General features: G+C 75.1%; 9 protein-coding genes. 5 read left to right on the top strand and 4 right to left on the bottom strand.

What is annotated here, in order from left to right:
• Together AB0J97_RS43350 and AB0J97_RS43345 are read left to right on the top strand one after the other, a co-directional pair.
• Positions 1 to 2,544: a sensor histidine kinase KdpD gene (locus tag AB0J97_RS43350; protein WP_364100795.1), complete on the top strand. Its 2,544-nt coding sequence runs from the start codon at positions 1 to 3 to the stop codon at positions 2,542 to 2,544.
• Positions 2,541 to 3,209 (top strand): response regulator, encoded by a 669-nt coding sequence (locus AB0J97_RS43345; protein ID WP_357700417.1) that lies wholly within the window; start codon positions 2,541 to 2,543, stop codon positions 3,207 to 3,209. Before AB0J97_RS43350 ends, AB0J97_RS43345 begins: the two co-directional genes overlap by 4 nt.
• Before the next feature lie 22 nt (positions 3,210 to 3,231).
• Here AB0J97_RS43345 and AB0J97_RS43340 read toward each other — a convergent pair whose 3' ends face one another.
• The 4 genes from AB0J97_RS43340 to rox form a co-directional block, all read right to left on the bottom strand.
• The gene (locus AB0J97_RS43340) at positions 3,232 to 3,657 is read right to left on the bottom strand and encodes a YbaB/EbfC family nucleoid-associated protein (RefSeq protein ID WP_364100791.1); all 426 of its coding nucleotides are present in this window, start codon (positions 3,655 to 3,657) and stop codon (positions 3,232 to 3,234) included.
• 15 nt (positions 3,658 to 3,672) lie between these two features.
• Positions 3,673 to 4,572, bottom strand: a complete 900-nt coding sequence (locus AB0J97_RS43335; protein ID WP_364100788.1) for a hypothetical protein — start codon at positions 4,570 to 4,572, stop codon at positions 3,673 to 3,675.
• A complete protein-coding gene (locus tag AB0J97_RS43330) occupies positions 4,566 to 4,850 on the bottom strand; it encodes a hypothetical protein (RefSeq protein WP_364100786.1) in 285 nt (94 codons plus the stop codon). The genes AB0J97_RS43335 and AB0J97_RS43330 overlap by 7 nt, the downstream gene beginning before the upstream one ends.
• Before the next feature lie 239 nt (positions 4,851 to 5,089).
• Positions 5,090 to 6,583, bottom strand: a complete 1,494-nt coding sequence (gene rox, locus AB0J97_RS43325) for a rifampin monooxygenase (protein ID WP_364100783.1) — start codon at positions 6,581 to 6,583, stop codon at positions 5,090 to 5,092.
• A gap of 681 nt (positions 6,584 to 7,264) precedes the next feature.
• Here rox and AB0J97_RS43320 point away from each other — a divergent pair.
• Genes AB0J97_RS43320 through AB0J97_RS43310 form a run of 3 tightly spaced genes read left to right on the top strand, consistent with a single transcriptional unit; the run spans position 7,265 to position 21,335 of the window.
• Positions 7,265 to 12,106, top strand: coding sequence for an amino acid adenylation domain-containing protein (locus AB0J97_RS43320; RefSeq protein ID WP_364100780.1), 4,842 nt, complete (start codon positions 7,265 to 7,267; stop codon positions 12,104 to 12,106).
• Positions 12,103 to 20,298 (top strand): amino acid adenylation domain-containing protein, encoded by an 8,196-nt coding sequence (locus tag AB0J97_RS43315; RefSeq protein ID WP_364100777.1) that lies wholly within the window; start codon positions 12,103 to 12,105, stop codon positions 20,296 to 20,298. Before AB0J97_RS43320 ends, AB0J97_RS43315 begins: the two co-directional genes overlap by 4 nt.
• Positions 20,295 to 21,335: a pyridoxal-phosphate dependent enzyme gene (locus AB0J97_RS43310; RefSeq protein ID WP_364100774.1), complete on the top strand. Its 1,041-nt coding sequence runs from the start codon at positions 20,295 to 20,297 to the stop codon at positions 21,333 to 21,335. The genes AB0J97_RS43315 and AB0J97_RS43310 overlap by 4 nt, the downstream gene beginning before the upstream one ends.
• Positions 21,336 to 21,453: the final 118 nt, after the last annotated feature.

The following is a 21,453-nucleotide window of genomic DNA, read 5'->3' as shown; positions in this document are numbered from 1 at the left end:
GTGAGGGGCCGGCTGCGGGTCTACCTCGGGGCGGCGCCCGGGGTCGGCAAGACGTACGCGATGCTCGGCGAGGGCCGCAGGGCCCACGAGCGCGGCCGGGACGTGGTCGTGGGGTTCGTCGAGACCCACGGCCGGGCCCGGACCGCCGCCCTGCTGGAGGGCATGGAGATCGTCCCCCGCCGGACGCTCGTCCACCGCGGCGCCACCTTCACCGAGCTGGACACCGACGCCGTGATCGCCCGCCGGCCGCGGGTGGCGCTGATCGACGAGCTGGCCCACACCAACGTGCCCGGCTCGAAGAACGCCAAGCGCTGGCAGGACATCGACGACATCCTGGACGCCGGCATCGACGTGATCTCCACGGTGAACATCCAGCACCTGGAGTCGGTCAACGACGTCGTTCAGGAGATCACCGGTGTGCCGCAGCGCGAGACCGTGCCCGACGAGGTCGTGCGCCGGGCCGACCAGATCGAGCTGGTGGACATGTCGCCCGAGGCGCTGCGCAGGCGGATGGCCCACGGCAACGTGTACGCCCCCGAGAAGGTGAACGCGGCGCTGTCGAACTACTTCCGCGTCGGCAACCTCACCGCGCTGCGCGAGCTGGCGCTGCTGTGGGTGGCCGGCAAGGTGGACGACCAGCTCGACCGCTACCGCGCCGACCACGGCATCGCGACCACGTGGGAGACCCGCGAACGCGTCGTCGTCGCCCTGACCGGCGGCCCCGAGGGCGACACGCTGGTCCGGCGGGCCGCCCGCATCGCCGCCCGCACCAAGGGCGCCGACCTGCTCGCGGTGCACGTGACCAGCGCCGACGGGCTGGCCGGGGCCGACCCGGGCAGCCTGGCCCGCCAGCGCACACTGGTGGAGGACATGGGCGGCACCTACCACCAGGTCGTCGGCGACGACGTCCCGCGGGCGCTGCTCGACTTCGCCCGCGGCGTCAACGCCACCCAGCTCGTCCTCGGCGCCTCGCGCAGGGGGCGGTTCGCGCAGATCTTCTCCCGCGGCGTCGGCGTGGAGACCACCGCCCGGTCCGGCTCGATCGACGTGCACATGATCACGCACGAGGAGGCCAAGAAGGGCCGGCGGCCGGGCCGCTCGCGCGCCGCGCTCACCCGCGCCCGCCGCACGACCGGCTGGGTGCTCGCGGTGGCCGGGATGCCGCTGCTGACGGCCGCGCTGTGGCCGTTCCGGGACCTGCTGTCGCTGCCCAGCGAGATCCTGTTCTTCCTCTGCCTGACCGTGGGCGTGGCGCTGGCCGGCGGCATGTGGCCGGCCATCACCGCGGCCGTCGGCGGGTCGCTGCTGCTCAACTGGTTCTTCACGCCGCCGGTCGGGGAGTTCACCATCGCCGCCCCGGAGAACCTGTTCGCGCTGGTCGTGTTCCTGCTGGTGGCGGCGGCGGTGAGCACGATCGTGGACATCGCGGCCCGCCGCACCCGGCAGGCCGCCCGCGCGAGCGCCGACGCCGAACTGCTGTCCACGCTGGCCGGGCACGTGCTGCGCGGCGAGGCCGCCGTGCCGTCCCTGCTGGAACGCACCCGCGAGACGTTCGGCCTGAGCTCGGTCACCCTGCTGGAACGCCGGCCCGACGCCGCCCACACCCCCGACGACCAGTCAGACCCGGACGTCTGGCGGATCGTCGCCACCTCCGGCGGCGCCCCCTCCACCTGCCCCGGCCAGTCCGACACCGACGTCGTCATCGGCGAGGACCTGGTCCTGGCGGCCAAGGGCGGCCCGCTGGAGGCCTCCGACCGCGCGGTGCTGGAGGCGTTTGCCGCCGAGGCCGCCGTCGCGCTGCGCCAGGAACGCCTCCAGGAGGCGGCCGAACACGCCCGCCCACTGGCCGAGGCCGACCGCATGCGCACCGCGCTGCTGGCCGCCGTCAGCCACGACCTGCGCACGCCGCTCGCCTCGGCCAAGGCCGCCGTCGAGAGCCTGGGCAGCACCGAGATCGCCTGGTCGGAACGGGACCGCTCGGAGCTGCTGGCCACCGCGGAGGAGTCGCTGGACAAGCTGGACCGGCTGGTGGCGAACCTGCTGGACATGAGCCGGTTGCAGGCGGGCGTGCTCGGGGTGAGCGCGCAGCCCCTGGCACTTGAGGAGATCGTGCCGCGGGCCATCGACGACCTGGGCCCGCTCCAGGAGCGCATCGACGGCGACGTCTCCGTCGAGCTGCCCGACGTCCTGGCCGACCCCGCGCTGCTCGAACGCGTCCTGGTCAATCTCATGTCCAACGCCGTGCGCTACAGCCCGCCCGGCCGGACCGTGCTGATCACCGCCAGCGGGCACGGCGACCACGTCGAGATCCGGGTGATCGATCGCGGCCCGGGCATCCCGCCGGAGGCGCACGACCGGGTCTTCCAGCCGTTCCAGCGGCTCGGCGACCGCGACAACCACTCCGGCGTCGGGCTCGGGCTCGCCCTGTCACGCGGGCTCGCCGAGGCCATGGGCGGCACGCTCGTACCCGAAGAGACGCCTGGGGGCGGTCTGACCATGATCCTCACCCTGCCCGTCGCCACCCCGCGGAGGACGACCCGGTGACCCGCATCCTCGTCGTGGACGACGAGCCGCAGATCCTGCGCGCCCTGCGCATCAACCTGGTCGCCCGGCACTACGACGTCACCGTCGCGGCCGACGGCGCGTCCGCGCTCAGGGCCGCCGTCGACGCCGCCCCGGACCTGGTCATCCTCGACCTGGGCCTGCCTGACCTGGACGGCGTGGAGGTGATCCACGGCCTGCGCGGCTGGAGCGGCATCCCGATCATCGTGCTGTCCGGCCGGGCCGGGAACCAGGACAAGATCGAGGCCCTGGACGCCGGCGCCGACGACTACGTGACGAAACCGTTCGGCATCGACGAGCTGCTGGCCCGGGTGCGGGCCGTGACCCGGCGCACCGCCATCCAGGAGGCCGAGCTGGCGAGCATCCGGATCGGCGACCACGTCATCGACCTGACGAACAAGACGATCTCCGGCGACGTCCGGCTGACGCCGACGGAGTGGCACATCCTCGACCTGCTGCTGCGCCACCCCGGCAAGCTGATCAGCCAGCGCCGGGTCCTCACCGAGGTGTGGGGCGCGACGTTCGTCAAGGAGACCCACTACCTGCGCCAGTACATGGCGCAGATCCGCCGCAAGCTCGAACGGGACCCGTCCCGGCCGGTCCATCTGATCACCGAACCCGGGATGGGTTACCGCTTCAGACCCTGACCGCGGACGTGCCGCCGCCCGGTCAGGGGCGGAGCAGGGCGCGTACCCGGTCGATGGTCGCGGCGGCGCGTTCCAGGTTCTCCTGGAGGGCGCCGTTCGCGGCGCGCAGGTGCTCGGCGACGAGCCGGCGGTCGGCCAGAAGCGCGTTGCCGCCGAGAAGGGCCTCGGTTCTGGCACGTTCCTCGGCTTCGGCCCGTTCCCGCGCCTGCTGGATCAGGTCGAGGATCGTCCCGGCGAGCCGGCCGGAGTCCAGCCGCATGGCCCGCGGGTCGAGGCGCAGGTCCAGCACGCCCGCCGCGCAGCTGTACTCGACGCTCACCCAGCCGTCCCGGGACTCGGCCCGTGCCGTCGCGGCCTCGCCGGGCGGCCGTCCCAGCAGGCCGAAGAGGCGGTCGGCGTCGGCCGCGAGCCGCTCGGGGTCGATCCCGAGCTCGTCCTCGAAGTTCATGGACGCTCCCATTGGTCACTCCCAGGGGAAGAGGTACGAGCCGTCGGCGTTCTGCTCCGGCGTGAGGCGGCCGGTCAGCGTCTGGCCGCCGGTCATGAGATCGTTGACCGCCTTGCCGCCCGCCGCCTGCGGCAGTCCTGGCGGCAGAGCCGCGCCCGCCCGCCCGCCCGACCAGGGGCCGGAGGACGGGAACCGGCCGCTGAGGCCGTGCGCGGTCAGGTCGCGCTCGATCCGGTCGGCCGTGCCCCAGACCAGCATGGGCCCCTGGGCGAAGGTCGCCGCGGCGAGGTCGTTCAGGCCGTCGCGGTCACCGCGGACGGTCCGGACGCCCAGGTCGGCCGCCACCGCCGCGGTCAGGGCGGCGGCGCAGCCGTGCAGCAGCGCGTCGAGCATCGACTCCACCGCCTGGTAGCCCTCGAAGAGCTTGATCAGGCACTGCATGGCCAGGAGCCGGGCCGAGGCCAGGCTGAGCGGCGTGACGGCCGCGGTCAGCGTCCACAACGCCACCGCCGCCATGGCCGCCGCGACCAGGAACTGGAACAGCACCATCGCCGCCAGTGCGGCCCCCGCCGTGAACAGGGTGAGCGCGGTGACCAGCGCGCGGAGCTCGATGCCGCGGAGGTCGGCCAGGTAGGCGTCCATGCGGCGCTGGAAGGCGCGTCCGTCCTCGCTGCGCCAGCTCGTCGCGGCCACCCCGGCGACGAGGGCCTCGACGTCCAGCCGGGCGGCGACGACGTCGTCGTGGACCGACGACCAGGTGGTGGCGGCGTCGAAGAACGCCTGCGGGTCGTACTGGTGGACGTACATCTTGCCGATGAACGGCCAGGCCGCCGGAACGCCCAGGGCCGACAGCGTCAGCGCCGCGCCCGTGCCCACCATGAGGCCGTGCCTCCCCAGGGCCGCGAGGTTCACCACCGGCTCACGGAACTGGCACGCTCGGCGCTCTCCCAGGTCGCGATGGACGCGGTCAGGCCGTCCTGGATGCGTGCCACGTCCTCGACCCGATGGCGCGCCTCCACCATCGTGAACGCCTCGACCTCGTTGTAGGCCAGGGCGAGCGAATAGGTGAAGGACGTGAAGGCGGACTCCGCCACCGTGAGCCCGGCCAGGCTCGGCAGCACGCCGCCGAGCGGCCGGACGGCGTCGGGGAGCCGGGACCTGATCTCCCTGAGCCGGGCGCGCTCGATCTCCACGTCGTACGGGGTGGGGGGCTGTTGAGGAGTGGGATTGGTAGGCATGTGTCGCTTTCGTCCGCATCGTTGACGCCCCCAGCCTCACCCCCCGCGCCCGTGACCGGGGACGTTTTGACGCCATCCCTATACGAACACGGCGCCCCCCTGCACGATCTTGACGGCGCCGCCGTCGTCCCGGTTCACGACGGCGGCGGCGTCGTGATCACCCGAACCTCTTCATCCCCGACAGGGCCGCGCCTTCATCGGCTCGCGGGCGGGCCGAACCAGCGGGAGAGATGGGCGTCCAGGTCGTGCTGGTCGTCGCCGGCCCAGGCCACGTGGCCGTCGGGGCGCAGCAGGACGCACGGGACGTCCAGGGCCGCGGTGCGATCCGCCACGTGGTCGACCCGGTCCGACCAGCCGCCGGCGGTCAGGCGTTCGGTGCGGTCCAGCAGCAGGCCGCGGCCGTGACGCAGCAGGCCGTAGAGGCGGCCCTCCTTCACGTCGAGGTCGGGCAGGCGGCGGCCGAGCAGGTCGGGGCCCTCGCCGAAGTCGTAGCGGACGCCGACCGCGGTGATCTTCTCGATCAGGTGGCGGTTCACCTCGTCGATGTCCATGAGTTCGGTGAGCAGCCTGCGCACGGCCCGCGGGCCCGGTTCGGGGGACAGCAGCTCCTTCTGGGCGCGGGTGTTGTCCAGCACGTCCGCGGCGACCGGGTGGCGTTCGGCCTCGTAGGTGTCCAGCAGTGTGGCCGGCGCCCAGCCGCGGACCTGCGCGGCCAGCTTCCAGCCGAGGTTGAACGCGTCCTGGACGCCGAGGTTGAGGCCCTGTCCGCCGATGGGTGGGTGGATGTGCGCCGCGTCGCCGGCCAGCAGCACCCGCCCGAGCCGATAACGTTCGGCCAGCCGGGTGGCGTCGCCGAAGCGGGACAACCAGCGCGGCGAGTGCACGCCGAAATCGGTTCCGGCGAGGGCGCGCAGCGCCTGCCGGAAGTCCTCAAGGGTCGGCGGTTCCGCGCGGTCGCCTGTTCCGACGGCCGGGACGACGACGCTGTAGACCCCGTTGCCGAAGGGCCGGATCCAGAACGGCCTGTGGGGCTCGTGGAGCTCGGCCGCCCTGGCGGTGATCTCCTCCTGCGGCACGCCCGCTTCCATCTCGCCCATCAGCGTCTCGGTACGCGACGGCTCGCCGGGGAAGCCGACGCCGAGCAGTTTGCGCACCGTACTGCGTGCGCCGTCGCAGCCGACGAGAAAGCGTGCGCGCAGCCGTTCCCCGTCGGCCAGTTCGACGGTCACGCCTTCGTCGTCCTGTTCGAGGGCGGTCACCGCGCGACCGCGGCGGATCTGCGCTCCGAGGTCGATCGCGTGCTCTTCGAGCAGGCGCTCGATGACCGGCTGCGGAATGCCCAGCAAATAGGCGTGCGCGGAATCCAGGCCCTTGGGCACGGGTTTGTCGATGGCGGCGAAGAAACCGGCGGCCGGACGCCGTCTTCCGTGTTCGAGAACGCGTTCCAGCAAGCCGCGCATCGCCATGATCTCAAGGCTGCGAATATGCAGCCCGACTATGCGGACGAACGACTTGGGCTCGGTCTCCTTCTCCAGGACGAGTACCCGTACGTCGTGCAGCCGCAGTTCGGCGGCCAGCATCGCGCCGGTCGGCCCGCATCCGGCGATGATCACGTCGTACGCGAGGGGCACGCGGTCGGCGCCGGCGTTCGACGGCGGCTCTGTGGCGTTGGCGTGCGGAGAGTGCATGGCGTTGCCTTTCGGGAGTGCCTTGTCGGAGGCGCTCCCGGCGACGCCTACGTCAGCCGCCCGGCCGTGACGGAATGGGGGAGCACCCACAGCGGAACTGCGTTCATGGGGCTCACCTCCTCGGGCGGTGTCACGGTCGCCTGCAAGCTACAAGCCCGGCCGTCGTCGCGTCCAGTCCTTTTCCCCTGGGGAGGCCCGTTTGCGGGACGGCCCCGGCCGAGAGGATCACGGTGTCCCGGCGCCCCGGAGCAGTGGAGAGAAGGCCGCACGCCTCGCCCAGGTCCGGAGCCGCACGATCAGCCCGGTGCCGGTCCAGGAGGTTTGCGCGTGTTGGCCCACGCCGCGCGCCGAGGTCCCTGACCGCCCGCCGAGCCGTCCCGAGCCGATCGGCCGTCGACGTTGCCCTGCTGCAAGCAAGATCACGGCAGGTTCCAAGTCAGCGGCAAGCCGGGTCACCGATGCTGCTGTGCGGAGGACCCGGTCTTCGGTGAAGGGAGCAGGTGACCGTAGAAGACACTCCCCGCCGCCCCCGCCGGCCCCGCCGGCCATGCGACAGCCGCCCGCACGACCCCCCGCGCGCCCAGCGACGACCTCGCCCGGGCCCGCGTGCCGTCCCGGAGGAGCGGGCCCGTTCGAGACCGCCCACCCGGGCACGTTCGATCTTTGCTGGAAAGAGGACACATGAATACGGATGTGACGGGCGCGAACCGCCCTCTCACAGACTCGCCCAGCCGCCTCCACCAGGCCCTGGAGGCGCAGTGCCGGCGGACGCCCGATCGCCTCGCCGTCGTCGCGGGCACGAGCCGGCTGACCTACGCCGAGCTCGACCGCAGGGCCAACGGGGTCGCCCACGCCCTGGCCGCGCGCGGCGTCGGACGCGGCGACCTGGCGGGGATCTGCCTGGACCGCGGCGAGTGGCTGGTGCCCGCGCTGATCGGGGTGCTGAAGGCGGGGGCGGCCTACGTCCCGCTGGACCCGGCCTACCCGGCGGAACGGTTACGTTTCATGGCCGAGGACGCCGCCGTGAGCGCGGTGGTCACCTCGGCCGCGCGGCGCGACACCGCGTCGCTGACCGGCGCCGCCACGGTGCTCGTCGACGACGTGACGCCCGCAGCGTCCGGGCCCGAGGTGCCCGGCGAGCCGGGCGACGCCGCGTACGTCATCTACACCTCCGGCTCGACCGGCCGCCCCAAGGGTGTGGTCGTGGAGCATCGCAACACCCTGAACCTGGTGCGCTGGGAGGCGGCCGCCTACACCGCCGAGGAGTTGAGCGGCATGCTGGCCGGCTCCTCCATCTGCTTCGACGCCTCCATCACCCAGATCTTCACGCCGCTGTTCGCCGGCGGAACCGTGATCATGGCGGACACCGTGCTGGCGCTGCCGACGCTGCCGGCCCGCGACGAGGTGCGCACGGTCTTCGGCGTCCCGTCCGCGCTGTCGGTGCTGCTGCGCGAGCCGCTGCCGGACGGCGTCCGCATGGTGCTGTCGGGCGGCGAACGGCTGACCGCGGCCCTGGTCGCGCGCATGTTCGCCAACCCGGGCGTACGCCGGGTGCTCAACATGTACGGCCCCACCGAGTGCACCACCGGCTCCACCATGTTCGAGGTGACCCGCGACCACCAGGGCGAACCGCCGCTGGGCGAGCCGATGGCGGGCGCGCTGCTCAGCGTGCGCGACGACGCGGGCAGGCCGGTCCCGGACGGAGAGACCGGCGAGTTGTGGATCGGCGGCCCCGGCGTGACCCGCGGCTACCTCGGCCACGAGTCGCAGGCCTTCCGCACCGAGCCCGACGGCACCCGCGTCTACCGCAGCGGCGACCTGGTCCGACGGGTGGACGGCGAGCTGCGGTACGTGGGCCGCGCCGACGACCAGGTCAAGATCCGCGGCTACCGGGTGGAGCTGGGCGAGGTCGAGTCGGCGCTGGACCGCCACCCCGCGGTGCGCCGCGCGGTCGTGCTGGCCCACACCGACGACGACGGCATCGCCTACCTCGCCGCGCACGTGGCCGCCTCCGGCGTGACCGAGCCCGACCTGCGCGACTGGCTGCGCGACCGCCTGCCCGACCACCTGGTCCCGGCCAGGATCGGCGTGACCGGCGACCTGCCGATCGGCCCCACCGGCAAGGTGGACCGCGCGGCCCTGCCCAAGCTGGGCGCCGCCCGGACGGGGAACGCGGCCCCGGTCGCGCCGCGCACGGACGACGAACGCCAGGTGGCCGAGGTGATCGCGGACGTGCTGGGCCTGCCGGAGGTGGGCGTGCACGACCGGTTCGCCGACCTGGGCGGGCACTCGCTGGCCGCCGCCCGGGTGGTGACCGAGCTGTCACGGCGGCTCGGGCACACCGTGCCCCTGGCGTCGTTCCTGACCGAGCCGACCGCGGCCGGGCTGGCGGCCCGGCTGCGCGAGCCGGGATCGGCGCCGGTGCGGCGGACCGGCCGGACCCGGCACCCGCTCACCGCCGCGCAACGCGAGTTCTGGACGTTGCGCCAGCTCCACCCGCACAGCCCGGTCACCACCGTGTCGGTCCGGCTGCGCGTGCGCGGCCTGAGCGGGAGCGCGCCGCTGCGCCCGGCACTCGACGCGGTCCTGCGCCGGCACGAGGCCCTGCGCAGCACGGTCTCCGTCGGCGAGGACGGCGTCCCGTACGCGGTCGTGCACCCGCCCGTCGCCGTCCCGCTGGTCGAGCACCCGGCGGGCGCGGACCCGGTGAAGGTGGCCCGGGCCGCGGCGGAGCACGTGTTCGACGTGACGAACGAGGTGCCGCTGCTGCGCGCGAGCCTGTGCCCCGTCGGGGACGACGTGGCCGAGCTGGTGCTCGTGACCGACCACCTCGCCTTCGACGGCGGTTCGGTCGGCGTGCTCATGGACGAGCTGGCCGCCGAGCTGGCGGGCGAGCCCGTTCCCGAGCCCGCGGTGCAGCTCGGCGACGTGGCGGTGCGCGAGCAGGAGGAACGGCCCGACCTCGCGCGGCTGCGGGAGTTCTGGCGCGGCGAGCTGGCGGGGGCGCCGGTGGCGGGGCCGCCGCCGCGCGACCTGACGACGTGCCGGGTGACCAGGCCGCTGCCCGAAGAGCTCACGGACGGCGTGGCCGCGCTGGCCCGCGCGTGCGGCGCGACCCCGTTCGCGGTGTACGTGGCCGCCGTCGCCCTGGCCGCCGGGGAGCCGGACACGCTGGTCGGCATGGTCGCGGCGCGGCGCGCCAGGCCGGAGCTGGCCCGGGTCGTCGGGCCGCTGATCGACACGGTGCCGGTGCGGCTGCGGCCGGACGCCGAGCCGACCTTCCGCGACCTGGTCAGGCAGGCCGGGGAGGCCACCACGCGGGCGCTCGTCCACCAGGAGGCGCCGCCCGCCGACCTGCCCCGCGCCCCCGTGCTGCTGGCCATGCAGCACGCCGAGGTGCCGGTGCGCGCGGGCTGCCTCGAACTGCTGACCGAGGTCGGCTCCGGCGCTGCCGTGCACGAGTTCAGCGTGCTCGTCAACCGCACGGCGGCCGGCGCCGAGCTGCACCTGGAGTACGCGGTCGCGCTGCTCGGCCGGGAGGCGGCCGGGGCGTACCTGGACCGGCTGCTGTGGCTGCTGCGGCGCGCGGTGGCCGAGCCGGACCTGCTGATCGCGGCGTTCGAGCCGGTCACCCCGGACGAACGCGCCGCGCTGCTGGCCCGCGCGGCCGGCCCGCGGCTGCCGGACGACCTGCCGCCGGTGCCCCGGGCCCTCGCGGCCCACAGAACCGGCACGGCGAGCAGGGCGGGCACAGTGGGCACGGCGGTGGTCGGCCCGGACGGCGCCGCGCTGAGCCACGCCGAGCTGAACGACCGCGCCGACCGGATCGCGGCCGGGCTGCTGGCGCACGGGGTGTCGCGGGGCGACGTGGTCGGCGTCCACGTGCCGCGGGACCGGATGTTGCCCGTGGTGCTGCTGGGCGTGTGGCGGGCGGGGGCGGCGTACCTGCCGCTGGACCCCGAACACCCGGCCGAACGGCTGCGCCTGCTGGCCGCGGACGCGGGCGCCCGCGTGGTGCTCACGCGCGGCGACACCCCCTTCGACCCAGCCCCGCCGTCCACCACGAACGAACCGGCGACGCCCGCCCCGCACCACCCGGCGACGCCCGCCCCGAACGGCCCGGCGACCCCTGCCGGGCACCGGCCGGTGGTGCTCGACGCGGACCGGCTCGCGGCCGGCCCGCTCGCGGACCTGCCCGAGGTGCGCTCCGAGGACCTGGCGTACGTCACCTACACCTCCGGCTCCACCGGCGCCCCCAAGGGGGTCGAGGTCACCCACGGCGGCCTGGCCGCCCTCGTGGCCGGGATGATCTTGACGCTCCGCCTCGGCCCGGCCGACGTGCAACTCGCGGTCGCGCCGCTGAGCTTCGACGCCTCCGCCTCCGAGCTGTGGAGCGTCCTGACCGCCGGCGGCACGTCGGTGGTGGTGGACAGGGCCACGGCCACCGACGGGCACGCGCTGGCCGAGCTGATCGGCACGAGCGCGGCCACGGTGATCGACCTGGTGCCGACCGCGTACCGGATGCTGATCGCGGCCGGCTGGGCGGGCGGCCCGGCGCTGCGCGCCGTCGCGGGCGGGGAGGCGCTGGACCCGGCGCTGGCCGAGCAGATCCTGCGCCGCGTCGGCGAGTTGTGGAACGCCTACGGGCCCACCGAGACCACCGTCACCTCGACGCTGCACCGGGTGCGCGCGCACGAGGGCGACCGGGTGCCGATCGGGTCGCCGATGCCGGGCGAGCGGGCGTACGTGGTCGACGCGCGGCTGCGGCTGGTGCCGCCGGGCACGGTCGGCGAACTGCTGCTGGGCGGCGCCGGGGTGGCCCGCGGCTACCGGAACCGGCCGGACCTGACCGCGACCGCCTTCGTGGCCGACCCGTTCACGCCGGACGGCCGCTGCTACCGCACCGGTGACCTGGCCCGATGGCGGCCGGACGGGACGCTGGAGTTCCATGGCCGCCGCGACCACCAGGTGAAGGTCCGCGGATACCGGATCGAGCTGGGCGAGATCGAGGCCGTGCTGCGCGAGCTGACCGAGGCCGCCGTGACCGTCGCGGGGACGGACGCGCACGCCCACCTGGTCGGCTACGTCGCGCCGGAGACGGCGGACCTGGCCGCGATCGAGCGGCACGCCCGGTCCCGGCTGCCCGGCCACATGGTGCCGCGCCGCTGGGTCGCCCTGCCCGCCCTGCCCACGCTGCCCAGCGGCAAGGTCGACCGCCACGCGCTGCCCGAGCCGGACACCGGCCCGGACCCGGCGCGGGTCGCGCCGGACACCGGCGCCGAGCGGCTGGTGGCCGCCGTCTGGGCCGAGGTGCTCGAACGGCCCGAGGTCTGGGCCGGCGACGACTTCTTCGCCCTCGGCGGAGCCTCGTTCGCCGCGACCAGGGTGGCCGCCCGCCTGCGCGAGATGTTGCAGGTCACCGTGCCCGTGCGGTTGCTGTTCGACCGTCCGGTGCTCGCCGACTTCGCCGCCGCGCTCGAAGAGCTGCTGGCCGCCGACCTGATGGAGGGGGACGAGGGATGACCGAGACACGTGAGGACCGGATCGCCGAACTCGTCCGGTCCAGGATCGACGCCGCCCTGAAGCAGAAGGAGAAGAAGGCCGCCCCCGGCATCCCGGCGACGTCGGCCGCGGACATGCCGCTGTCGCCGGCGCAGGAACGGCTGTGGTTCCTGGCCCAGCTCGAACCGGACACGCCCGCCTACAACGTGCCGCTGACGCTGCGGCTGCGCGGCCCGGTGGACGTCGCCGCCCTCACCGGCGCGGTGGCGGACCTGGCCGAACGGCACTGGGTCCTGCGCGGCGTCATCGACGAGGGACGCGTACGACCCGTCGCCGCCGTCCCGGTGCCCGTGGTGGACGTGGACGGGACGGAACTGGACCGGGAGCTGGCCGCACACTCCTGGCGGCCGTTCCGGCTGGACGCCGAGCCGCCCCTGCGGGCCACGGTGTTCCGGCTCGGCGACGAGGAGTGCGTGCTCGCGCTCACCCTGCACCACATCGCCACCGACGCCTGGTCGGAACGCGTGCTGCTGGACGACCTCACCCGCCTGTACGCCGCCCGCCTCGGCCTGGAGCCGCCCCCCGCTCCCCCGGCCCTGCAGTACGCGGACGTGGCCGCCTGGGAGGCCGGACGGCCGGACGCCGACCTCGACTGGTGGGCAGGGCGCCTGGCGGGCCTGCCGCCGGTGCTCGACCTGCCGCTCGCCCGCCCGCGCCCGTCCGTGCCCACGTGGGAGGGGGCGGCCGTCGCGGTGGAGGTGCCCGAGGCGCTGTCGGCGAAGGTGCGCGCGGTGGCGGGGACGTCGCCGTTCATGGTGTTCCTGGCCGGGTTGCAGGCGTTGCTGAGCCGCCTGTCCGGCGTCGACGACATCGCCGTCGGGGTGCCGCACGCGGGCCGCCACCACCCCGACGCCGAGCGGGTCGTCGGCTGTTTCATCAACACGCTGGTGGTACGCGGCGACACCTCGGGCGACCCGACCGGCGCGGAGCTGCTGGCGCGGGCGCGCACGGCGGCGCTGGACGCGTTCGCGCACGCCGGCACCCCGTTCGAGCGGGTCGTGGAGCGCCTGCAGCCGGAGCGGAACCTCGCGGTCACGCCGCTGTTCCAGGTGATGCTCAACGTCTACGAGACCGACGCGCCGATGTCGCTGCCGGGGCTGGAGGTCGTGGCCGGGACGCCGCCCGCGCCGACCGCCAAGTTCGACCTGAACCTGGAGCTCGGCGACGACGGCACCCGGTTCTCGGGCGAGTTGCGGTACCGCACCGACCTGTTCGACGAGGCCACCGTGAGCCGGCTGGCCGGCTGGTACCTGGAACTGCTGGACGGCCTGCTCACCGACCCCGCCGCGCCGGTGCGGCTGCCGGCCGGCGACGACCTGCGCGGCCGGGACGCCGCGCTGCCGGTGGACGTGCCGCTGCACACGCTGGTCGAGCGGGTGGCCGACGCCCGCCCGGACGCGGTCGCCGTCGGCTCGCTCAGCTACGCGGAGCTGGACCGCCGCGCCAACCAGGTGGCCCATTGGCTGCTGGCGAGCGGGGTGCGTCCGGAGGAGCCGGTCGGGGTGCTGCTGGAGCGGCGTCCCGAGCTGGTGGTCGCCATGCTCGGCGTGCTCAAGGCGGGGGCGGCCTACCTGCCGCTCGACCCGGTCTATCCGGAGCGGCGCAACCGGGCGGTGATCGCCGACGCCGGTGCGCGGTTCGTGCTCACGGACGCCGAGCTCTCCGCCGCGGCGGAGGCGGCCGGCGAGCGTCCCGGCCTGGCGGTGCGGCCGGAGCACCTGGCGTACGTGATCTACACGTCGGGCTCGACCGGACGGCCGAAGGGCGTCGCGGTCGAGCACCGGCACATCACGCACTACCTCGGCGCGGTGGCCGAGGTCGTCCCCGCCGGGATGACGTCGTTCGCGCTGGTCTCCACCGCCGCCGCCGACCTCGGCATGACGAACGTGTGGTGCGCGCTCACCACGGGCGCCACCCTCCACCTGATCGACCACGAGACGGCCACCGACCCGGCCGCGTTCGCCGCCCGCCTGGCGGCGCACCCGGTGGACGCGATCAAGATGGTGCCCAGCCAGCTCGAACTCCTCGGCACGGCCGCGTTACCCGGGAAGCTGCTGATCCTGGCCGGCGAGGCGGTGCCGGCGGACCTGGTGGCGCGAGTCCGGGAGGCGCGGCCGGACCTGGAGGTGCAGATCCACTACGGCCCCACCGAGACCACGGTGTCGGTGCTGGCCTGCGACGCGGCCGAGGCCCTGGCCGGGCTGGGCCCGGGCCGGGCGCCGCTGGGCCGGCCGCTGGCCGACGTGCTGTGCCGGGTGGCCGACCCGTCCGGACGGGCGCTGCCGCCCGGCGTGCCCGGTGAGCTGTGGATCGGCGGGCCCAGCGTGGCCCGCGGCTACCTGGGCCGCCCCGACCTCACCGCGGAACGTTTCACCGGCGGCTGGTACCGCACCGGCGACCGCGTCCGGGTGACCGGGGACGGGCTGGTCGAGTTCCTGGGGCGGATCGACGACCAGGTGAAGGTGCGCGGCTTCCGCGTCGAGCTGGGCGAGGTCGCCGCGGCTCTGCGGGCCCTGCCGCAGGTCGCGGAGGCGTACGTGCAGCCGGTCGGCGAGGGCCTGGAGCGGCGCCTGGCCGCCTGGGTGACGCCGGCCGCGATGGACCCGGTGGACGTGGCCCAGGTGCGGGCGGCGCTGCGCGAGCGGCTGCCCGACTACATGGTGCCGGCCGCGATCGGCGTGCTGGAGGCGCTGCCGCTCACCCCGAACGGCAAGGTGGACCGGGCGGCGCTGCCCGTGCCCGAGGCGGGGCCCGCGGTGCGGGTGCCGCTGGGCACCGCCGGGGAGCGCCTGGTGGGCGAGGTCTGGGCCGACGTGCTCGGGCTCCCCGAGGTCTGGGCGGACGACGACTTCTTCGCCCTCGGGGGGCACTCGTTCGCGGCGACCCGGGTGGCAGGGCGGCTGCGGGAGCGGCTGGGCGCGGCGGTGCCGGTACGGCTGCTGTTCGAGCACCCGGTGCTGGCCGACCTGGCCGCCGCGCTCCCCCGTCCGGCGGACGCCGTTCGCGTGCGGCGCGCGCCGGCGGACGGGCCGGTGCCGCTGTCCGGCGTGCAGGCCAGGCTGTGGTTCCTGGCCCAGCTCGAACCGGACAGCAGCGCCTACAACGTGCCGGTGGCGCTGCGGCTGCGCGGCCCGCTGCGGGCGGACGCCCTGCTCGACGCCGTACGCGACCTGGCCGAGCGGCACCACGTGCTGCGCGGCGTGGTCGACGACTCCGGCCCCGAGCCGGTGATCGTGGTCCGGGACGCCGCCGAGGTGCCCGTGTCCACCACGCGCGTGGACCGCTCGGAGGTCGAGGACGTGCTGGCCGCGCACCTGGCGACGCCGTTCGCGCTGGACCGCGAGCCGCCGATGCGGGCGGTGCTGCTCACCGTCGGCGAGCCTGGGGCCGACGACGAGCACGTGCTCTCGCTCACCTTCCACCACATCGCCACCGACGCCTGGACGCGCGGACTGCTGCTGTCGGAACTGTCCGGCCTGTACGCCGCCCGCCTCGGCCTGCGCCCGCCGCTGGACCCGCCGCCGGCGCAGTACGCCGAGGTGTCCCCCGTCCCCGACCCGGCCGACCTGGACTGGTGGGCCGGGCACCTGGACGGCCTGCCGCCGGTGCTCGACCTGCCCACCGACCGGCCGCGTCCCGCGGTGCCCGACCCGGGCGGGGCCGCGCTCGACCTGGAGCTGCCGGCCGGGCTGAGCGAGCGGATCAGGGCGGTGGCCGCCGCCTACCGGTCCACGCCGTTCATCGTGCTGCTGGCCGGACTGCAGGCGCTGCTGGCCCGGCTGTCGGCCACTGCGGACGTCGCGGTCGGCGTGCCGGTCTCCGGCCGCGACCACCCGGACACCGAAGGCGTGGTGGGCTGCTTCCTCAACACCGTCGTCGTGCGGACCGACGTGGGCGGCGACCCGACCGGGCGCGACCTGCTGGCCCGCGCGCGGGAGTCCGCGCTGGGCGCGCTCGCGCACGCGGGCACGCCGTTCGACCGGGTGGTGGACCGGCTGCGGCCGGAGCGGAACCTGGCGGCCACGCCGCTGTTCCAGGTGATGCTCAACTACATCCCCGGCGGGGCCGGGCCGGAGCTGCCCGGCCTGGAGGCGTCCGAGATCCACTTGCCGGAGCTGACCACCAAGTTCGATCTGAGCTGGCACGTCGTCGACGACGGGCCGGGCGCGCCGCTGCGCGGCGGGCTCGCCTACCGGACCGACCTGTTCGAGCCGGGCACCGCGGCCAAGCTGACCCGCTGGTACGCGGCCCTGCTCGACGGGCTGCTCGCCGACCTGGACGCGCCGGTGGGCGCGGTGCCGCTGGAGCCGGTGACCGGCCCCGCCGTGGACGGCGGGCCGCCGCCCGAGCCGCCCGCCGGGGCGGTGCACCACCTGATCGAGCGCTGGGTGGACGAGACGCCCGGCGCGCCGGCCGTGGTGGGCGCCGACCGCGCCCTGACGTACGCGGAGCTGGAGGCGTCCGCGAACCGGATCGCGCACTGGCTGCTGGAGGCCGGGGTGGGCGCCGACGAGCCGGTCGGCGTGCTGCTGGAGCCGGGCGCGGACCTGGCGTGCGCGTTGTTCGGCATCCAGAAGTCGGGCGGCGGGTACCTGCCGATGGACCCGGCGTACCCGGCGGCGCGGATCGCCGCGATGCTGGAGGCCGCCGGGGTGCGGGCCGTGGTGACGGTGAGCGAGTTCGCGCCGCTGATCGGGGACGGCCGGCGGGTGCTGGCGCTCGACCGGCCGCCGTCCCTGCCGGACACCCGTCCCCGGGTCGAGGTGCTGCCGGAGCACCTGCACCACGTGATCTTCACGTCGGGGTCCACCGGCACGCCCAAGGCGGTGGCCGCCGAGCACGGCGGCGTCCTGAACTACCTGGGCGGCATGCTGCCGCGCATCGGCGTGCCCGGCGGGTCGTTCGCGGTGGTCTCCACGCCCGCGGCCGACTTCGGCCTGACCTGCGTGTTCGGCGCGCTGACCACGGGCGGGACGGTGCACCTGGTCCCCCGCGAGACCGCCATGGACCCGGCCGCGTTCGCCGGCTACCTGGCCGAGCACCGGGTGGACGTCGTCAAGTGTGTCCCGAGCCACCTGGAGCTGCTGGCCTCGGGCGGCGACCTGGCCGCCGTGCTGCCGCGCGAGCTGCTGATCCTGGCGGGCGAGGCCTGCCCGTGGGACCTGGTGGAGCGGGCTCGGGCCGCCCGGCCCGGACTGCGGATCCAGAGCCACTACGGCCACACCGAGTCCACGATGATCTGCCTGGTCTGCGACACCGAGGAGATCCCCGCCGACCGGCGGACCGGCATCGTGCCGCTGGGCCGTCCGCTGCCCGGCGTGTACGGGCACCTCGTGGACGCCGCACTACGGCCGGTGCCGCCCGGCGTGCCCGGCGAGCTGGTGGTCGGCGGCCCCGGCGTCACCCGCGGCTACATCGGCCGGCCCGAGCTGACCGCCGAGCGGTTCGTCCCCGACCCGCTGACCGCCGAGGGACGCTGCTACCGCAGCGGCGACCTGCTGCGCGTCACCTCCGACGGGCGGATCGAGTTCCGCGGCCGGGTGGACGACCAGGTCAAGGTGCGCGGCTACCGCGTCGAGCTGGGCGAGGTCACCACCGCGCTGCGGGCGCTGCCCCAGGTCGCCGAGGCCGTGGTGCTGCCCGTCGGCGAGGGGAAGGCCAGGCAGCTCGCCGCGTGGGTGACGCCCGCGACCGTGGAGGCCGCGTCCGTACGGTCGGCGCTGCGCGAGCGGCTGCCCGACTACATGGTGCCGGCGCACGTCATGGCCCTGGACCGGCTGCCGCTCAACCCGAACGGGAAGATCGACCGGGCCGCGCTGCCCGAGCCGGTGGCCGAGCAGGCCGCGTACGCGCCGCCCTCGACGCCGAACGAGGAGCTGGTCGCCGGGGCCTTCGCCCGGGTGCTCGGCGTGGAACGGGTGGGTGCGGGCGACGACTTCTTCGCCCTCGGCGGCGACTCGTTCGCCGCGGTGCGCGCGGTCAAGGAGATCGGCCGCGGGCTGCGGGTGATCGACCTGTTCACCCGGCCCGCCGTGGCCGAGCTGGCCGCGTTCCTGGGCCGCGAGGACACCGGCGGGCTGCTGCACCGCCTGGGCGGCGGCCGGGCCGGCGAGTTCACGCTGGTCTGCGTGCCGTACGGCGGCGGGTCGGCGGCGGTGTACCAGCCGCTGGCCCAGGCGCTGGGCGACCGGGTCGAGGTGCTCTCCGCCGAACTGCCCGGCCACGACCCCGCACGCCCGGACGAGCCGCCGCTCCCGCTGGAGCAGCTCGTGGACGTGCTGGCCGCCGAGGTGGCCGCGACCGCGTCGGGTCCCGTCGCGGTCTACGGCCACTGCGTGGGCTCCGCGACCGCCGTCGCGCTGGCACGCCGGCTGGAGGCGGACGGCGTGCCCGTGCTGGGCGTGATCGCCGCCGCGAGCTTCCCGGCGGCACGGCTGCCCGGTCCGGTCAGGCGGCTGTTCGGCGGCGACCGCTGGGTGTCGGACCGGATGTTCCGGGACGCGCTGCGCGCCTCCGGCGGGCTGCTCGACGACATGGACGAGGCCGCCAAGCGCACCGCCGTACGCGCCATGCGGCACGACGCCGACCAGGCGCAGGAGTGGTTCGGCCAGGAGCTGGCCGGCGAGGGTGCGCCGCTGCGCGCCCCGATCCTGAGCCTGGTCGGGGAACGCGACCGCGCCACCGAGCTGCACGAGGAGCGCCACACCGAATGGGCGGCGTTCGCGCCGCGGGTGGAGCGGGCCGTGCTGCCCAGGGCCGGGCACTACTTCCTGCGTCACCAGGCCGAGCCGCTGGCCGCCCTGGTGCTGGCGCACCTGACCCGCTGGGCGGCCGGGACGCTGCCCGACCCGGTGCGTCCGCCCGAACGCGCCAGGCTGCGGCCCTTCTACACGGTCGCGGGCGGGCAGATCGTCTCGGCGCTGGGCACGGCGCTGAGCTCGTTCGCGCTCGGCGTGTGGGCCTACCAGCGCAGCGGCGAGATCCTGGACCTGGCGCTGGTCACGATGCTGGCGCAGATCCCGGCCGTGCTGCTCACCCCGCTGGGCGGCGCGCTGGCCGACCGGGTGGACCGGCGCAGGATCATGCTGGCCTGCGACGCGCTGTCCGGGCTGTCCATGGTGGCGCTGGTGCTGCTGCTGACCACCGGGCGGCTGGAGTTCTGGAACGTCTGCCTCATCGTGGGCGTGACCTCCGTCGTGTCGGCGTTCCAGCAGCCCGCGTGGCTGGCGGCGATCGCGCAACTGGTGCCGAAACCGTACCTGCCGCAGGCCAACGCGCTGGCGAACGTGGGCTTCGGCGCGGGCAACGTGGTCGCGCCGCTCGCGGGCGGCGCGCTGATCGGCCTGTTCGGGTTGTCGGCCGTGGTGGCCGTGGACGTGGCCACGTTCGCGATCGGCGTGCTGACGCTGCTGCTGGTGCGCTTCCCCGACCGGCTGTTCCACCGGCGCGAGGAGACGTTCACGGCGGCGCTCACCGGCGGGTGGCGGTTCCTGCGCAGGCGGCGTCCGCTGATGGTGATGGCGCTCTACTTCGCGGTCGTGAACTTCTGCACCGCGCTGATGTGGGTGCTCGTCACCCCCGTCGTGCTGGCCATCGGCACCTCCGCGGACCTGGGCCTGGTGACCGCCGTCGGCGGCGTCGGCGCGGCCGTGGGCACCGGCGTGGTGCTGGTGTGGGGCGGCACCCGGCGACGGGCCACCGGGATGATCGGTTTCGTCGTCGGGTCCGGGCTCGGCGTGGTGCTGATGGGCGTGTGGCCGGTCGTGTGGCTGGTCGCGGCCGGGTTGTTCGTCCGGCTGGCGTGCATGAGCATCGGCAACGCGCACTGGCTGTCCATCATCCAGGTCAAGGTGGGTCCGGAGCTGCAGGGACGGGTGCTCGCGGTGAACATCATGATCGCCACGGCCATGCAGCCGATCGGCTTCCTCGCCGCCGGACCGCTGGCGGAGTGGGCCGGACGGTTCGCCGGCGGGCCCGGCGGGGGCGCGGGGGTCGTGCTGCTCGCCAGCGGCGTGTTCCTGGTGCTGTGGGGCTTGGTGGGGCTGCGGCACCGGCCGCTGCATCACCTGGAGGACCTCGTCCCGGACGCCGCCCCGCCGTCGGAGGCCGCGGCCGACCTGGACGCCATCCAGGAGAGGCTGCTGAGCGCATGAACCCGGAACCCACGGAAGGCGCGGACGGCACGACTCACACCGGGCTTGTCACCGGGCTCGACACCGGGCCCGGCACCGGGCTTGTCACCGGGCTTGTCACCGCGGCCGACGTCCGGGCCGCCGGTGACCGTATCGCGCCGTACGTCCGGCGCACGCCGCTGCTGCGGGTGCCCGGCGAACGGCTCTGGGTCAAGCCGGAGAACCGCCAGCCGACCCGCTCGTTCAAGGTGCGCGGCGCGGCCAACGCCGTGGGCCGGCTGGCCGGGCGCGGCGTCCGGCACGTGATCGTCCAGTCGTCGGGCAACCACGCCCAGGCAATCGCGTACGCCGCCGCCGAACACGGGGTGCGGGCGACCGTCGTCCTGCCGGACACGGCCCCGGACCTGAAGGTGCGCGCCGCCCGCCGGCTCGGCGCCGAGGTGGTGATCGTGCCGCCCGCCCTGCGGGAGGAGGCGTGCCTCGCTCTGGCCGACCGGTTCGGCGCGACGGTCGTCGGCTCCGACGCGTACGACGTCATCGCCGGGCACGGCACCGCCGGGACCGAACTCTGCCTGGACCTGCCGGACGCGGGGGCCGTCCTGGTGCCCGTCTGCAACGGCGGCCTGCTGGCCGGGATCGCGGTGGCGGTCAAGGCCGCCGACCCGACGATCCGGGTGATCGGCGTCGAACCCGAACTGGCCGCCGACGGTGCGGCCAGCTTCCGGACGGGCACGCGGACCGCATGGCCGGTGGAACTGACCTACCGCACACGAGCCGACGGCCTGCGCGCCCCGGTACTGGGCGCCCTGGCCTGGGAACACATCCACCGTCACGTGGACGACATGCTCACCGTGACCGAGGACGCCATCGACGCCGCCGCCGACCTGCTCTGGCGCGAGCTGGGCGAACACGCCGAACCCAGCGGCGCGACCGCCACAGCCGCCTACCTCACCCACCAGGCACACCTGCCACCGGGCCCGGTGGTCGCGATCCTGTCCGGCGGCAACGTCGCGATCGACGCGGAGACCAGGGAGGAGCCACTGGCGCGGAGCACGTGATCCCCTGTCGTGTGCGTCACTGGACGGGGATCGGTGAGTCATCCCAGCGGATCTACCGCACCTCGTTGACCACCTGGGCCTGGCTCGCCTGCGGACAGCAACCACCCCTCGGCAAGGA

The sequence above is a fragment of the Nonomuraea sp. NPDC049607 genome (assembly GCF_040675375.1).
Taxonomy (GTDB): domain Bacteria; phylum Actinomycetota; class Actinomycetes; order Streptosporangiales; family Streptosporangiaceae; genus Nonomuraea.
The sequence above is the reverse complement of the archived record's forward strand: the minus strand, read 5'-3'. Positions and strand labels throughout refer to the sequence as shown.

Excerpts from the sequence above, each read along its gene's own strand:
- rox (WP_364100783.1), bottom strand. The coding sequence starts at position 6,583 with ATGCACTCTCCGCACGCCAACGCCACAGAGCCGCCGTCGAACGCCGGC.
- AB0J97_RS43310 (WP_364100774.1), top strand. The coding sequence starts at position 20,295 with ATGAACCCGGAACCCACGGAAGGCGCGGACGGCACGACTCACACCGGG.
- AB0J97_RS43315 (WP_364100777.1), top strand. The coding sequence starts at position 12,103 with ATGACCGAGACACGTGAGGACCGGATCGCCGAACTCGTCCGGTCCAGG.
- AB0J97_RS43340 (WP_364100791.1), bottom strand. The coding sequence starts at position 3,657 with ATGAACTTCGAGGACGAGCTCGGGATCGACCCCGAGCGGCTCGCGGCC.
- AB0J97_RS43320 (WP_364100780.1), top strand. The coding sequence starts at position 7,265 with ATGAATACGGATGTGACGGGCGCGAACCGCCCTCTCACAGACTCGCCC.